Origin of the sequence: Paraburkholderia sp. 35.1, from assembly GCF_050436525.1 — a bacterium.
Taxonomy (GTDB): Bacteria; Pseudomonadota; Gammaproteobacteria; order Burkholderiales; family Burkholderiaceae; genus Paraburkholderia; species Paraburkholderia tuberum.
Window position 1 is genome coordinate 790,115 of the sequence record NZ_JBNDMJ010000001.1, and the last position, 15,960, is coordinate 806,074.

Annotated in this window: 12 protein-coding genes; 11 read left to right on the plus strand and 1 reads right to left on the minus strand. The window is 61.0% G+C overall.

The features are described from left to right. The first annotated feature begins 172 nt into the window (after nt 1-172). The 5 genes from OKW27_RS03855 to OKW27_RS03875 all read left to right on the plus strand — a co-directional run bounded on the left by OKW27_RS03855 (nt 173) and on the right by OKW27_RS03875 (nt 8,776). Entirely contained in the window at nt 173-1,147 is a 975-nt protein-coding gene (locus tag OKW27_RS03855; protein WP_429332605.1) for an efflux RND transporter periplasmic adaptor subunit, read from the plus strand. Next, on the plus strand, nt 1,144-4,203 hold the full coding sequence (locus tag OKW27_RS03860; RefSeq protein ID WP_429332606.1) for an efflux RND transporter permease subunit: 3,060 nt from the start codon (nt 1,144-1,146) through the stop codon (nt 4,201-4,203). The genes OKW27_RS03855 and OKW27_RS03860 overlap by 4 nt, the downstream gene beginning before the upstream one ends. Beyond that, on the plus strand, nt 4,200-5,702 hold the full coding sequence (locus OKW27_RS03865; protein ID WP_429332607.1) for an efflux transporter outer membrane subunit: 1,503 nt from the start codon (nt 4,200-4,202) through the stop codon (nt 5,700-5,702). The genes OKW27_RS03860 and OKW27_RS03865 overlap by 4 nt, the downstream gene beginning before the upstream one ends. A 140-nt stretch (nt 5,703-5,842) precedes the next feature. After that, complete coding sequence (locus OKW27_RS03870) at nt 5,843-7,279, plus strand: basic amino acid/polyamine antiporter (protein ID WP_429332842.1); 1,437 nt, start codon at nt 5,843-5,845, stop codon at nt 7,277-7,279. Between the two features lie 69 nt (nt 7,280-7,348). Then, nucleotides 7,349-8,776, plus strand: coding sequence for a basic amino acid/polyamine antiporter (locus OKW27_RS03875; RefSeq protein WP_429332608.1), 1,428 nt, complete (start codon nt 7,349-7,351; stop codon nt 8,774-8,776). Nucleotides 8,777-8,813: 37 nt separating this feature from the next. Here OKW27_RS03875 and OKW27_RS03880 read toward each other — a convergent pair whose 3' ends face one another. After that, a complete protein-coding gene (locus OKW27_RS03880) occupies nt 8,814-8,942 on the minus strand; it encodes a hypothetical protein (protein ID WP_279613262.1) in 129 nt (42 codons plus the stop codon). A gap of 156 nt (nt 8,943-9,098) precedes the next feature. Here OKW27_RS03880 and OKW27_RS03885 point away from each other — a divergent pair, with 156 nt between their 5' ends. From OKW27_RS03885 to OKW27_RS03910, 6 genes are all read left to right on the plus strand, one after another. Then, nucleotides 9,099-9,341, plus strand: a complete 243-nt coding sequence (locus OKW27_RS03885; protein ID WP_090810684.1) for a hypothetical protein — start codon at nt 9,099-9,101, stop codon at nt 9,339-9,341. 793 nt (nt 9,342-10,134) lie between these two features. After that, complete coding sequence (locus tag OKW27_RS03890) at nt 10,135-10,785, plus strand: response regulator transcription factor (protein WP_090810686.1); 651 nt, start codon at nt 10,135-10,137, stop codon at nt 10,783-10,785. A 254-nt stretch (nt 10,786-11,039) separates the two neighbouring features. Continuing rightward, nucleotides 11,040-11,588, plus strand: a complete 549-nt coding sequence (locus tag OKW27_RS03895) for a fimbrial protein (RefSeq protein WP_090811826.1) — start codon at nt 11,040-11,042, stop codon at nt 11,586-11,588. Nucleotides 11,589-11,687: 99 nt separating this feature from the next. Continuing rightward, complete coding sequence (locus OKW27_RS03900; RefSeq protein WP_429332609.1) at nt 11,688-12,452, plus strand: fimbria/pilus periplasmic chaperone; 765 nt, start codon at nt 11,688-11,690, stop codon at nt 12,450-12,452. Between the two features lie 12 nt (nt 12,453-12,464). Further along, the gene (locus tag OKW27_RS03905) at nt 12,465-15,302 is read left to right on the plus strand and encodes a fimbria/pilus outer membrane usher protein (RefSeq protein WP_429332843.1); all 2,838 of its coding nucleotides are present in this window, start codon (nt 12,465-12,467) and stop codon (nt 15,300-15,302) included. A 73-nt stretch (nt 15,303-15,375) separates the two neighbouring features. Then, nucleotides 15,376-15,936, plus strand: a complete 561-nt coding sequence (locus tag OKW27_RS03910) for a fimbrial protein (protein WP_260330355.1) — start codon at nt 15,376-15,378, stop codon at nt 15,934-15,936. Nucleotides 15,937-15,960 lie beyond the last annotated feature (24 nt).

Genomic DNA, 15,960 nt, shown 5'->3' on the forward strand with positions numbered 1-15,960 from the left:
GTCAGCCGAGAACGTCATGAATGCAAACCGCTCCGATGCACCGCGGCCTCGCCGATCAGGCGGAATCGCACTGACCGGCGCATTGTCGTGCGCGTTGACCTGCGCGCTTGTCGTTTTACTGTCGGGCTGCCAACGGCAGACCGAAACACAGAGTGGCGATACGAGGCCAGCCGTGCAGCTCACCAGGGTCGAACCGGCCGACGCTTCCGCCATTCGCATTTTTACCGGGCGGGTCGAGCAGACCAGCATCTCGCCGCTCGCCTTCGAAGTATCGGGCCGCGTCGTGCAGATCGCGGTGCTCGAAGGCGCGTCGGTGAAACGCGGGCAACTGATCGCGCGGATCGACGAGGAACCCTACAAGCTGCAACTGCAACGCGCGAACGCGCAGTATCAGCAGCTGAGCGACAACCTGAAGCGCCAGGCGGTGCTGCGCAAGGACGGCATTCTGTCTCAGGCTGCCTATGAGCAGTTGTCGGCTTCCACCGATGCCGCACGCGCGGCACGCGACCTGGCGAGCCGCGACCTGCGCAATACCCAGCTCGTCGCGCCATTCGACGGCCGGATCGCTCGCCGCAACATCGAGATCCAGCAGGTCGTGCAGGCTGGGGCGCCCGCGTTCAATCTGGAAAACATCGGCCGTGCCGATGTCGGCGTCGATCTGCCTCAGAGCATTGCCGAACGGCTATTCGTCGACAAGACGCTGAGAGCCGAGGCGTGGCTGCCCGGGCGGCCGCAGAACCGCTTCCCGCTCGTGTTCCGCGAACGGACCACGCAGACCTCGCCGACTTCGGCGGCCTACCGGCTCGTGTTCTCCATCGAAGGACCGCAAAGCGCGATGCTGTTCCCCGGCATGGCGATGCGCGTACAGATTTCCGAAACGGCGCGTCAGGTCGCGCAAAACGGCAACATAGGGTACTTCGCGATTCCGATCGCCGCGGTGTCGATTGGCGCGGACGGTCAGCGCAGTCTGTGGCGCTACGACGCCGCGTCCGGCCGTGTGCATGCGGTGCCGGTCAGCGTGCGCGAAATTCGCAATGACGATGTGGTCGTCGCGGGGGCGGTTGCGGCGGGCGACCGCGTGGTGGCCGGCGGCTCGCAGTTCATGAAAGAGGGAATGGCGGTCCGTCCAATGGATGCGCCTCAATGAATCTCGCGCGCCCCCTTATCGAAAAGCCGCTGATCGCGTGGGTTGTGACGCTCATCTCGCTGTTGGGCGGCATCTTCGCGTACTACAACATCGGGCGGCTCGAAGACCCGAAGTTCACGATCAAGACCGCGGTCGTCGTGACGCTGTATCCGGGCGCGAGTGCGCACGAGGTCGAGCAGGAAGTGACGGACCGGCTCGAAAGCGCGATCCAGCAGATGCCGCAGGTCGAGAAGCTGACCTCGCGTTCGACACCGGGCTACTCTGAAGTCCGCGTCGAGATTCGCGACCAGTACACGTCGGCGCAATTGCCGCAGGTGTGGGACGAGCTGCGCAAGTCGGTATCGGATGCACAGCCCCGGCTTCCGCCGGGCGCGGGACCGTCACTCGTGCTCGACCGTTTCGGCGACGTCTACGGGATGTTCTACGCGCTGACCGGCGAGGGCTACACGCAGGCGCAACTGTATGAGTACGCGCGCGAACTGCGCCGCCAACTGCTGACACTCGGCGACGTGTCCGACATCGTGATCGCCGGTGAGCAGCAGGAGCAGATCTCGGTCGACGTCGACCAGTCGCAACTGATCGCCAACGATCTGTCCACCGACGATCTTGCGCAGACGCTGTTCGTGCAGAACGAGGTTCGGCCCGCGGGACGCGAACGTGTCGGCGACCTGTCGTTGCGGATTGCGCCGTCCGGCTCGCTCGATTCGTTGCAGGCCATTCGTTCGTTGCCTGTCAACAATACGCCCGCCCCGCTGCTGCTCGGCGACATCGCGCGGGTAAGCCACGGCTACGCGACGATTCCGAACCAGGTCATTCACTATAACGGCCAGCCCGCGGTTACGATCGGTATCAGCGCGCGGCCGCGCGTCAATGTGGTGAGGGTCGGCGAGGAGCTCAAGGCGAGGCTCGCCGAACTCGAGCGTGACCTCCCGATCGGCATCAAGCTGCACTCGCTTTACGATCAGCCGCAGGTCGTCGACGAGAGCGTGCGCGGCTTTATCTTCGACGTGTTCCTGTCCGTGGCGATCGTCGGTGTCGCGCTGGGCATTGCGCTCGGCTGGCGCGCGGGCGTCGTGCTGGGCGTCGAGCTGTTCCTGTCGATCCTCGGCACGCTGCTGGTGATGTACGCGGCAGGCATCGAACTGCAGCGTATCTCACTCGGCGCGCTGATCATCGTGATGGGCATGCTGACCGACAACAGCATCGTGGTGGTCGAGGGGATGCTCGTGAAGGTTCAACGAGGCATGTCGCATCTCCAGGCGGCGACCGAGATTCTCAAACAAAGCCAATGGCTTCTGCTCGCGTCGACCATTGTGGGGATTCTGGCTTTCTCGGGCATCGGCCTGTCGCCGGATTCGGTCGGCGAATTCTGTGCGTCGTTGTTCGCCGTCGCTGCGATTTCGCTGCTATTCAGCTGGGTGATCGCCATTGCCCTGACACCGCTGTTCGGCACGTATCTTTTCAAGCCCGCGGACATCATCGATGACGACCCGTTCAAGTCGAAGCTGTACAAGCGTTACGGCGAGCTGTTGTCATGGGTCACCCGACAGCGCGTGCTCGTGGTCATCGGCCTCGTCGCGCTGACCGTGCTGGCCGGGTGGGCGTTCCGTTTCGTCGAGCGGAGCTTCTTCCCCGCGTCGACCACGCCGATCTTCTATGTCGACATGCGTTTGCCGCGCGGCGCCGATATTCGCGCGGTGGTCGAAAAGAGCCGCGCGGTGGAGAAGGTGCTGCTCAAGCATGCGGACGTCACCAACGTGCAGACGTATATTGGCTCGGGCGCGACGCGCTTCTCCCTCGTCTACGATCCGGAAACGCGCAATCCGTCGTACGCGCAGTTCATCGTCGGCGCGAAGGACCAGAGCCTGATCGACGACATGATTCCGGACATCGAAGCGGACCTGAAGAGGCGCTTCCCAGAACAGCAATGGACGGTCACGCGGCCGAAGTTCGGTCCCGGCGGTGGCGCGGCCATTCAGGCACGCTTCTCCGGACCCGATCCGGCCGTGCTGCGCCGCTTGTCTCAAGAAGCACAGAATGTGCTGAAGGCGGACGGCCGCATCATCGCGATTCGCGACGACTGGGAGGACCCGATCAGCATCGTGCGGCCGGAATTCGACGAATCGCGGGCGCGCTCGCTCGGTGTGACGCGCCGTCAGGTTAGCGACATGATGGCTTATGCAAGCGAAGGCCTGCGGGTGGGCATCTATCGCGAAGGCGATCAGCTACTGCCGATCGTGCTGCGTTCGCCCGACTACACGCGTGGCGTCGCGGGTCTGCAGGACCTGCAGGTGTTCAGCGCGGGGCTGCGCCGTTACGTGCCGCTCGGCGACGTGGTCAACGGCTTCGCGGTCGGTACCGAGGAAGGCCAGATCGCGCGCGAAAACCGGATTCGCACGCTGACGGTTTCGGCCAACCCGATCTATGGGCAGAACAGTGTCGACGCGTTCAACCGCATACGCTCCAGCATCGAGAACATCAAGCTGCCACCGGGCTATAGCTTCGAATGGGGCGGCGAGCACGAATCGTCGACGCGCGCGCAGCAGAGCCTGTTCCGTCAACTGCCGCTCGGCTTCATCGGCATGGCGCTGCTCGTGCTGATGATGTTCGGACGCCTGAAGCCGGCGCTCGTCGTGCTGCTCGTCGTGCCGATGTCGATCGTCGGCGTCACGCTCGGTCTGCTGCTATTTCGCGGCGCGTTCGGCTTCATGGCGTTGCTCGGTCTATTGAGTCTGATCGGCATGCTGATCAAGAACGGCGTGGTGCTCGTCGAAGAGATGGATTCGCAGATCGCCGCGGGCGTGCCGCGCATGCAGGCGGTGACCCACGGCGCGATGAACCGTCTGCGGCCGGTGATACTGGGGGGCGGTACGACGGCGCTCGGCATGGCGCCGTTGTTGTGGGATCCTTTCTTCAAGGACATGGCGATCACGATTATGGCGGGCCTCGTTTTTGCCACCGTGCTGACGTTGGTCGCCGTGCCGGCGCTGTATGCGATGCTGTTCTCGATCAGGCAGGCGGAATGGGAGCCGGGTCGACACCCGGAAGCAAAATGATCCGCGCGCGCCCTTATCTTCTCGCCGTCGCGGCCCTGCTGCTCGAAGCCGGCTGTACGGGTTCATTGCAGCTGCAAAAGCCCGCCGCGTTTCCGCCGCAGTATTCGGAGGCGCAACCGGGCGTGGCGACACCGATGTCCGGGCAGCAGCTCGCGGCATGGTGGACCCAGTACAACGACCCGACGCTGAATAAACTGATCGATCTCGCGCTCGCGCACAACTTCGACATCGCGACCGCTTACGCACGCGTCGATCAGGTGCAGGCCGGGATCCGGCTGGCTCGCTCGCAACTGCTGCCGTCGGTCGGTGCTGGCGTGAGCGCCGCGAAGTATCACGGCGGCGAGACGCAGCTCGAGTTCGAGGAAGTGCTCGGCATCAACAATACCGATGCGCAGTTCTGGCGTGTCGGCTTGCAGGCGCAATGGGAGATCGACCTGTTCGGTCAGGGACGCGCAAGGCTCTCGGCGGCACGCGAACAGGCACGCGCGGCCGCGGGCGACGCGGAGGCGGTACGCCTGAGCGTGGTGTCGGGTGTCGCGGATCTGTACGTCACCTATCGCGGGCTGCTGCGTCAGCGCGCGATTTTGCTGCAGAGCCGCGCGATCGCGGACGACTTCGTCAATATCGCCGAGAAGAGCTTTAACGCGGGTCTCGTGCTGAGTACGGACATCGAAGCAGCGCGCGCCGGCCGCGCGCAGGTCGATGCGCGTTTGCAGGACGTGGAGAACGGCATCGCGCAGGCACGACTCAATTTGCAGAATCTATGCGGCGTGCAGCCCGCGGAATTCGCGGGGATTCTCGATGAAAGCGACACGCTGATGACCGCGCTGCCGCGTATCGAGCCCGGCCAGCCGGTCGACCTGCTGATGCGGCGCCCGGATCTGATCGCGGCGCAGGCACGCGTGAATGCGGCGCTCAGGCAGTCGGATGTCGCGCGGCTCAACTACTGGCCGACCATGTCGTTGAGCGGTTTGCTTGCACGCAATGGTTGGGAGATCGCGGGTCAAAGCCTCGGGGCCAGCACGTTCTGGCTATTCGGCGCGGCGATGGCGCTGCCGCTGATCGACTTTGGCGCGCGGCGCTCGCAGGTGGAGTCGTCGGATGCGCAGGCGCAGCAGGCCATGTCGAACTACGAAAAGACCGCGCTCGGCGCGTTCTATGACGTCGACCGTGCACTGGCGCGTTTGAACCGGCAGGACGAGTTGTTCAAGGCACGCAATGAAGAAGTCACGCGTCGCACCACGCAGTTGAGCCAGGTGCGACGTCGCTACGAACTCGGCGATACCGGCCGCGTCGATATCGATCAGGTGCGGGTTGCGCTGCTCGAAAGCCAGTCGTCGCAGGCGAGGGAAGAGGTCGGCGAACTGCAGGCACAGTTCGCGCTGTTCAGGGCGATGGGAGGCGGCTGGTTGGCCAATCCGCCAGTGGCCTCGAATACACGAGCGCCGACGGAAGCCGCGCCCGCCACCGCGAGGGCACCGGCGCCGGCCTCACAGTGAACGACCAGGAGGAGTGCGGTCCGGTACTCGCAAGGCCGTTGGCTTCAGTCGCGAGAACTGACAGGAGATGCGCAATGCACGCGTACCTGCTCCGCGTAAGCCCATTTCTGGAGGAAATCAGCTTCTCTGAAGGGTGGACGATGGCAACCCAGGTCGAGACGAAACTGTCGTTGCCCGCATTGACCGCGATGGTCGTCGGCTCAATGGTGGGCGCAGGGATTTTCTCGTTGCCGCGCAATTTCGCGCGCGCGACCGGACCGTTCGGCGCGGTCATTGCATGGTGCGTGGCGGGCATCGGCATGTATGCGCTGGCGCGCGTCTTTCAGGCGCTCGCGCAGCGACGGCCCGAGCTCGATGCGGGCGTGTTCGCATACGCGCGAGCGGGCTACGGCGATTATGCGGGCTTTCTATCCGCATTCGGCTACTGGATGGCCGGCTGCTTCGGCAACGTGTCGTACTGGGTGCTGATCAAATCGACGCTTGGCGCTTTCGTGCCGGCCTTCGGCAACGGCAATACGGCGACCGCGATCCTCGTGTCGTCGGTGGGCATCTGGCTGTTTCATCTGGTGATGCTGCGCGGCGTCCAGCAGGCCACGATGATCAACACGATCGTCACGGTCGCGAAGTTGATTCCAATCGTGCTGTTCATCGTGATGCTGATCGCGTTGTTTCGCGCCGACATGTTTCGCGCGAATCTGTGGGAACGCAGCGATCAGATCGGCAAGGGCTTGTTCTCGCAGGTTCGCGCGACGATGCTCGTCACCGTCTTCGTGTTCGTCGGTATCGAAGGTGCGAGCGTGTACTCGCGCTATGCGAAAAAGCGCTCGGACGTCGGCGCCGCGACGATCACCGGCTTCGTCGCCGTGCTGTGTCTGCTGGTGCTGGTGACGCTGCTGCCTTACGCGACCTTGCCGCGCGCCGATATCGCGGTGATGCGCCAGCCGTCGATGGCCGCGGTACTCGGCGCGCTGCTCGGCCCATTCGGTGTCGTGTTCGTCAGCGCCGGTCTGATCATTTCGATTCTCGGCGCGTACCTCGCATGGTCGCTGATCTGTGCCGAGGTGCTGTTCGCCGCCGCGCGTCTCGAGACGATGCCGCGTATCTTCGCGCGACAAAACGAGCGCAAGCTGCCGGTCGCCGCGATCTGGCTCACGAGTACCGTGGTGCAGTGTTTCGTAATCAGCACGTACTGGTCGACCGATGCGTTTGCGCTGATGCTCAATCTCACGAGCTCGATGGTGCTGATTCCTTATTTTCTCGTGGCCGCATACGGCATCAAGGCCGCGCGTGACGATAGTGGGCAGAATGGCGGCACCTTGAGCGGCGCGTTGCGCACCGAGTATTTCGTCGCGATGTTCGCGACGTTGTATACGGCCTTTCTGCTGTTCGCGGGCGGCCTGAAGTTCCTGATGCTATCGGCGCTGCTTTATGCGCCCGGTACGGTGCTGTATGTGGTGGCCAAACGCGAGCGCGGGCAGCGGGTGTTTTCGAAAGTCGAGTGGGTCATCTTGGCCGTCGCGGCCTGCGGCGCGATTGGCGCGCTGATCGGCCTCGCCACCGGCACGATCGTCATCTGAGCGGTCGATCATCGTAGTCGCACGAGCGCGGCTCGATCGGAACGTGTTCGCGGGAGAGCGATCGCAGCAATGGACAAGCGCGTCAGACTTTCAGCGCCGGGCCTGATGGCGATGGTGATCGGCTCGATGGTCGGGGTGGGCGTCTTTTCGTTGCCGCAGGCGCTCGGCAAATATACCGGCGTAGTCGGTTCGTTGATCAGCTGGACCATCACCGGCTCCGGCATGCTGATACTCGCGCTGATCTTTCAACGGCTCGCATGGCGCAAGCCGGAACTCGACGCTGGCGTCTACACGTATGCGCGCGTCGGGTTTGGACGCTACACGGGATTTCTGTCGGCGTTCGGCTACTGGTGCGCCAGCTGTCTCGGCAACGTGGCGTATCTCGTGCTGATCAAGTCCGCGCTCGCGATCGTCGCGCCTTCATTCGGCGCTGGCAATACGTTTAGCGCGATCGTCAGTTCCTCGCTGATGATCTGGGTGTTTCACTTTCTGATACTGCGCGGCGTGAAGGGCTCGTCGGTAGTGAATGCATCGATGACGGCCGCCAAGTTGTTGGCGCTTGGACTGTTCGCGGTGCTCGTGCTATCGAGTGTCAAGTGGCAGTTGTTCCTCGGGAACCTGTGGACCGTTCCCGAGCCGTCGGCGACCGGTCTGTTCGGCGAGGTGCGCAAGACGATGTTGGGCACGGTATTCGTGTTTCTCGGCGTCGAAGGCGCGAGTGTCTATTCACGGCATGCACGCGAACGGCGCGACGTCGGGGTCGCGACCGTACTCGGCTTTCTCTGCGTGCTTGCGTTGATGGTCATGGTCACGTTGTTGTCGTATGGCGTGTTGCCGCTCGAGCAGTTGGGCACGCTGAAAAATCCGTCGATGGCTGGCGTGCTGAGCGCCGCGGTCGGCGCCTGGGGCGCGGTCGCGGTCAAGCTCGGCCTGTTGATATCGGTACTCGGTTCTTATCTTGCATGGACGTTGCTCGCCGCCGAAATTCTGCACGCGGCGGGCAAGAGCCGCACGATGCCCGCGTTTCTCGGGCGAGAAAACCGCAACCACGTACCGGTCGCCGCACTGTGGATGACGAGCCTCGTGATTCAGGCCTTTCTGATCGTGACGCTGTTTTCGAAAGAAGCGTTCACGCTGGCCAAGGAGTTCACGACGTCGATGAGCCTGATCCCGTATCTGCTCGTCGCCGGCTATGGGTTGAAGCTCGCAGCGAGCGGCGAATCGTATGCGGGGCAGCCGTGGTCACGGCGCATCGATTTCATGCTCGCGCTGCTGGGCTGCGGCTACGCGCTCTTTCTCGTGTACGCGGGCGGCCTGCATTATCTGTTGATGTCGACCGTGCTTTATACGGCGGCGACCGTGTGGTTTTACATCGCCGAGCGTCGCAAGGGGAAACGGCCTGTGTTTGCGCTGCTCGAACGCTGGCTGTTCATCGTGGTTCTGCTTACCGGGCTGGTCGCGTTCGTCGATCTCGTGCGCAATCATTTTGCGGCTTAAGGCTCCCGCTCCTGCTCCCGCTCGCGCGCCGCGCGGCTCACATGATCGCGGCCTGGCGAATGCAGCGGATGAAATAGTCGGCCGGGCGCGTGTGAATCGCGCCTTCGCGCTGCATCAGATGCAGTCTCGCCGTGCGCGACGTTTCAATGAAACCCAGCTTTTTCATCTTCAACGATCAGGCACTGCCGATCGGCTCCGCCTACTGGGCCACGCTCGTCGAGCAATACCTTACAGCCTGACCTTCGCCAATTCGCGTTTCGCCGACCCGGCGTGCTGCCTGGCCGGCGGCCAGACTACGTCCATATCGGAAATCGGCCTGTGGGTGCTCGGCAATCCGGCTGGCTTTCTGCTGCTGCTCGAAGGATTCCCGCGCGAAATGCGCGGGCGATCGCTCGGGATCATCTATAGCGTCGGCGTGACGTTGTTCGGCGGTTTCGCGCCGTTCGTCGTGACGTGGCTAATTGGCGTGACGGGCAGCGCCTATGCGCCGGCCTGGTACATGAGCGCGTGCTGTCTCGTCAGTCTCGCCGCGCTGACCGTATTCGACGAGCGCATTACCGATTAGTGACCGGAGTCACCGTCGATGTCATCCGGCCATACACAACAGGAGAACGAAATGAACGCACAGAAATGGCTGAAGCAAATGGGCCCGCGACCGCGGACCTGCTGTCGCGCGGTCCGCTAGAAGAAACACGGCCGTGACGCCGGCGGCGATGGGGCATTGCGACGGGCCGACTGGGCTGGATGTTGAAAGCACTTCTTGCACCTAGGACGCATATAGGACTCTGCTGACTTTTTTCTTGTTAGCGCATTGTACAATCCGCCTCTGCGCAAGGCGAAGATGTTTTAATTCCTCGCCGACGAGTTGGGGTGCGTTGCGCTATCCCATCTTCATGATTGATCCATGCCAGGTTGCATGCCCAAAAATTGCTTTGTCTTTACCAAAGCACACCGACTTCTCACCGATTTTGCATCGTTTTAAAAAACACTGGTTCGAAAACTTCTATTTGCGTGGTGCCAAAATGCTTTTGTGGAACGATCAAGACAATTTGATATGGGCTATCTGGACTGCACCGCCTGGTGCGCTTAGATGATAGGCGTTCCCGACGTCGTTCGCTTCATTAGAAGCAGGAAGGTTGCGGCTCTCGATCTTGCTGCTGAGGTGTGCGGCTAGGCCCACGCAAACGCAGCGTCCCGTGGCGACACACAGGATCAGGGAAGTCGACGAGTGGATGGGACGAGATGCCCTGCGCCTTTCTCATCATGTAACGGCGTGAAATGACATGGTACTTTGGTGACAAATCATGCAGGGTGTTTCGGCAAGGAAAAGGTATTCACCTGCGTGGTATGGAGTGTGAGTGAACAAAATAAGAGTGGGTATCGCCGACGATCATCCATTTATTCTCCTCGGCGTCGAGCATCTTCTTCAGCGTTGTCCTGACATCCAGGTCTGCTTCAAAAGCGACAGTATTGGCCTGCTTCTCCAGCGGTTGGTCGAAGTGCCAGTCGATGTTCTTGTGTGCGACTACGAATTCGAAGGCGATCCGTATGCCGACGGTCTCAACCTTCTTGACCGGATCCGGCGTGTCGCCCCAGCCATACGAGTAGTTTTTTTGAGTACGCATTCTTCCACGCACATCATTTCAGCTGCGCTCAACGCGGGGGCGGCCGGCTTCGTCGGTAAGGGTCCCGAGGGCTTTGTCAGCCTTACCGCTGCCGTCCGCGTTGCCAAAAATAAAAGCGTGTTTCTGCCTGATTCCATTGCGGACAAGATGTTGCGCGCAACGGGGCGCGCAGCGCAAGGCGGATCTTCTCTCAATTTGCTATCTGAAAAAGAATCGACGGTCGTGCGAATGATCTGCGACGGGATGTCGATCGCAACAATTGCCGAGCGGCTCAATCGCAGTCCGAAGACCGTGAGCAATCAGAAGAACGCTGGCATGAAGAAGCTCGGTGCCAGAAACGACGTAGAACTCGTCACAATCGTGCGCGAGTGGTCCTGCTCGTAGCAATTGCCGCGATTCTCAGGCGGATTCTGTCGTTCTCGTGGCGCCTTCTCCCTATCGTAGGGTGGTCCTGTGACCTGTTCAGTTCGAGGAATCGACACGCCGTTTCTCGACTGACCTATTTGGTATTTCATTTTGGGTATTGGCCCATTAACACCGATCTTCTTCAATGAGATCATTCCTCTGCCTTGACGATCGCTGGACGTCCCGGCTTCACAAGGGTTTGTAGTTCTGAAATGGCAACAAAGAGGAATCTCATGAAAAAACAAGTAACGCAACTCATGATCGCGCTGATGGGCCTGTCCGTCGCGCCGATGGTTTTCGCTCAAGCTGTACCGGGCACAGGTCAGGTAACGTTCAATGGAGAACTGTATGACGACACCTGTGTGATCAACTCGGGTGACGAGGACCAAACGGTCACGCTGCCTCGGGTGTCTTCGCAGACGTTGCCTGCGGCTGGCGTAGTCGGCGGGTCCACGCCGTTCAACATTTCGGTGTCGCAGTGCCCGGCAACGCTGACCCATGTCGCGGCGCATTTCGAGACCACGAACATGGACCCGGTTACGCGTAATGCCATTAACCAGGCAACTACCTCGCCGGCCGCGAACGTCGAAGTGCAATTGCTTGACCACAATTTCACGAATGGCGCGGCGCAGGTGCTTCCGCTGGGCAGCACGGGCGAGTTCGTTGCTGTTGGGAACGACGGTACGGCAACGATGTACTACGCCGGCCAGTACTATGCAACAGACAGAGCCACGGCCGGTAACGTGACGGCTGTTGTTCGCTACACATTGGCATACCAGTAAGCGAATCTAAGCCGAATGGCATCGGGTTGCTCTTCTAGTTCGAAGGCAACCCGAAGTGGCATTCCGCTTATCTGTCGCGTGGAGGAGCGAGTGTCTTCAATGAAGTTTCCAATGTTGTTCGCCGCAGCTGTCGCCTTAAGTGTGACCTCGTTTGCTGCACAAGCTGCTATCACCATTACCGGTACCCGAGTTATTTATCCGGCGCAAAACCGCGAAGTCAATGTTCGTTTGAACAATGTTGACAGCCGTCCGGTCCTGGTCCAGGCATGGCTGGACGACGGCGATGCGGCCGCTGCCCCGAATGAAATCAAGGTGCCGTTCACGTTACTGCCGGCGGTATTTCGGGTCGAGCCTCACAGAGGGCAGGCTTTGCGCATCCTGTTCACAGGCGGCGACATGCCGAAGGACCGTGAGGCTGTCTATTGGCTGAACGTTCTCGAAATTCCGCCGAAGCCTAAGGACGCTGATGACCGGAACATGATTCAGCTTGCGTTCCGAACGCGTATCAAGATGTTCTACCGGCCGGTATCGTTGCTCGATGACCCAACGGCGGGGCGGGCACAGCTGAAGTGGCATGTCGAGGCAAATGACAAAGGTCAGAGCATCGTTCGTCTGGACAACCCATCGCCCTACTACATTTCCCTCGGCACGGCAGAGGTAGAAACGGCAGGCAGGAAAGTCGCTCTTTTGCCCGATATGGCACCGCCGTTCGGGCACGTCGATCTCCGTCCACAAGATGGAAAGCTGGATATCAAAGCTCCTGCCACCGTTTCCTATACGGTTCTGAACGACTTCGGTACAGCGATCAAGGACTCGGCGGAAGTGACAGGTGCTCAAAGCGCGGAAGCGCAAAAGAATCAATAATTGAAATACGGGATGTCGGGCGTGCGGAATAGTAAGACGGCGGTTGAAAGAGTATTCAGTAATGTCCCTTTCCGGTTTCATCCACTGGCTTGGGCGGCAATCATAGCGTCGGGCTGGGTCTTTTGCTCAAATTCCGCGGTCGCCGCGTGCGCGCCGGACTCAGCGGCGACGCCATCCAGCGACTGCTCGGCGTCCGAGTTGCCGCAACAGGAAGCCGGTGTCGACGGAGAAGCTGCGCGTACGGATGCGTCATCTACCACGGCGACATCAAATGCGCCCGCTGCGGAAGTTCCGCAAGAAGTCGAGTTCAATCCAGCATTCTTTACGGGCAACGTCGCCGATTTGTCACGCTATACGCGAGGCAATCCTGTTGCTCCCGGTGTTTATCCGCTCGAACTGCTCGTCAATGGTAAGAAGCGTGGACGCTTCGATGTCCTGTTTCAGGCAGTGCCGGGCTCGGATATCGCAACGCCCTGTTTCACGATGCCTGGCCTCGACCGCGCTGGCGTAGATACCGAGCGCGTGGCCCAGCGGTTGAAGGAAGCAGGAAAGGGCGACTTCGACGATACGGATGCGTCAGTGCAATGCGTCCCGCTGGTTGAAGCCGTACCGGGATCGGTTGCATCGTTCAACACCGCCGATCTGCAACTCGATCTGTCGATTCCACAGATCGAATTGCGCAAGGAGGCTGCCGGTTACGTTGATCCGTCCCGTTGGGACAACGGGATCAACGCAGGCTTCGTGCAATACAGTCTCGCCGGCTATACGACCCACCAGAACAATGGTAGCGGAGACTTCAGCAGTGTCTACCTCGGTCTGCAAAGCGGATTCAACGTGAACGGCTGGCGTTTCCGCCAGTGGTCCACGGTAAGCTCGCAGAACCGGGGTTCCGGCACGCATTGGCAAAGTGTCGCGCTGTTTGCGCAACACGATGTCACGGCGCTTAAGAGCCAACTGACGATCGGCGACAGCTCGACGAGCGGTGACGTCTTCGACTCATTCAACGTGCGTGGCGTCCAGCTTTCGAGCGACGACCGCATGTTGCCGGATTCCATGCGCTCCTACGCGCCGGTTGTGCGTGGCGTGGCTGATACCAATGCACGCATCATCGTGCGTCAGAACAACATCATCGTGGCCGAGACCAGCGTGCCGCCGGGGCCGTTTGAACTGAACGACCTGCCGGCTACGGGTTATGGCGGCGACCTTCAGGTCACTATTACAGAATCCGACGGCCGTCAGCGGACTTTTCTGGTGCCGTTCGCGTCCGTCCCGCAGTTGCTGCGGCCTGGTGTTGCACGTTTCAATCTGACGACCGGTGTCTATCGCGATACCGTGCTGAATAACCATCCGTGGGTGGCGCAGGCGGTTTATCAGCGCGGCCTGACAAACCTGTTGACCGCCTACACCGGTGCACAGTTTGCGGAAGGTTACTGGGCTGGCCTGATGGGTGTCGCGCTCAATACGCCGCTCGGCGCATTCGCGTTTGACGTAACGGCGGCGGGAACGAATATTCCCGGCGTGTCTGGTGGTCGTCCCGGTTACAGTACCCGGATCAGCTACAGCAAGCTCCTTCCAGGGCCCAACACGAATTTTTCGGTTGCGGCTTACCGATACTCGACCTCACGCTTCTATAGCCTGCATGACGCGATGTACGCGCGATATGGCTCCCGAGACACCACGGGTCAGTATGATTACCGCACGCGCAGCCGTCTGCAGCTGAATATCAACCAGCCAATCGGCGAGTCGAGTTCTTTTTATATCGCCGGCAGTTCGCAGAACTACTGGGGCGCGTCGAAGGGCTACGATCTGCAATATCAGGTTGGTTTCAACAGCGCGTACAAGCGGGTGTCCTACTCGCTATATGCGCAACGCACGCGCCTGCAAAACTCGAAGATCAGCACGCAGGTAGGTTTGAACCTGACGATTCCGCTCGGCAAGGTCGACTCGAACGAGCATCATATGTTCGACTATCTGACCACCAACGTTTCGCGCGGCTCGAACGGGGATAGCACAATTCAGGCCACTGCGTCGGGCAACACGAGCGGAGCCACGCCGATCACCTACGGTGTCAACGCGTCACGGATCGTCGCCGGCGACAATCGGACCGTTTCCGCGGGTGGTTACGCAATGTATCGCGCGCCGTTCGCTACTTACAACGTCAATGCATCGATCAGCAATCAGACCCGTCAAGCCGCGTTCAACGCCGACGGCGCGGTCGTCGTTCACAGTGACGGCATGACGCTGAGCCCGCCGCTTGGGCAGGCGTTCGCGCTCGTCGAAGCGAAAGGCGCGGAAGGCGGCCGGATCATCAATGGCCAGGGTGCAAGGATTGACGCTAACGGCTATGCGGTGGTGTCTTCGCTGATGCCATACCGGGTCAACACGGTCGCGCTGGATCCGAGCGACGTGTCGCTCGACGTTGAACTGGGCAACACGAGTGAGGAAGTCGTGCCGCGCGCGAGTTCGCTCGTCAAGGTGAAGATTGCGACCACGCAGGGCACGCCGATTTTCGCCGAGGTTTTGGATCGGGAAGGCAAAGCCATGCCGATGGGCACCGAGCTATTCGACGAGTCCGAGAAATCGGTGGGCATCGTCGGTCAGGGTGGCCTCGCGTACCTGCGCGGCCTCGAGCACGAAGGCAAGCTGCTGGTGCGCTGGGGCAATCGCGCAGCGGAGCAGTGCGTGATGCCCTACACGGTGCCGGACGACGACAAGGCGGACAGCGGTCAGCGCGCGGGGATCGTTGCGCGCATCAAGCTGAGCTGTGATCCAGCGCTAGTCTGGTCTCCGCCGGCAAAGTCCGTAGCGCGACGTTCAGCGGGCGCGGCGCTTGTGAGTTCGCTTCGCTGAAGTGCGAAGGTCGATACCCGGTCAGCGCCAGCGCTGCGGCTTAGATGATTCCGCCGACAGTAGAGGTCAGAAAATGAAAAATATTTGTAGATACTTTCGGATTGCCGGACTAGTTTCCGGATTGATCGCAGGTGCGCTGTTGGGGTCGGTTTGCGTACATGCGCAAGGCTCGCCTTCGGTCACGCTCAATTTTAGTGGCACCTATAACGCGGAGACGTGTGCGTTGGTGAGTTCGCCCGACATGACGGTCACGTTGCCAACGCTTTCGACGCGATCGCTGCCGACGGCCGGAGTTATAGATGGCTCAAAGTTCTTTACCATCACGATTCAATGTCCAAGCGGTGTAACGGGGGCGCGCGTGTATTTCGAGAGCGGTTCGTCGACCGATCCCAACACCGGGAATCTGGACCTGCAGAATGCGAGCGGGGCGGCGTCGGCAACGAATGTACAGGTCATGCTGGCCAATGCGGACGGATCGCGGATCAAGGTCGGCGACCGGTCTACGATGAGAGTCGTTCCGATCACGTCCACGGATCCGACGCCGGTGGATTTCATTGCCAGCTACTACGCAACCGGTCGAGCCACGGCTGGCACCGTCAATACATTCGTCACCTATGTCGTCGAAATGCCCTGAGGGTGCCGGCGCGAATACGTTTCT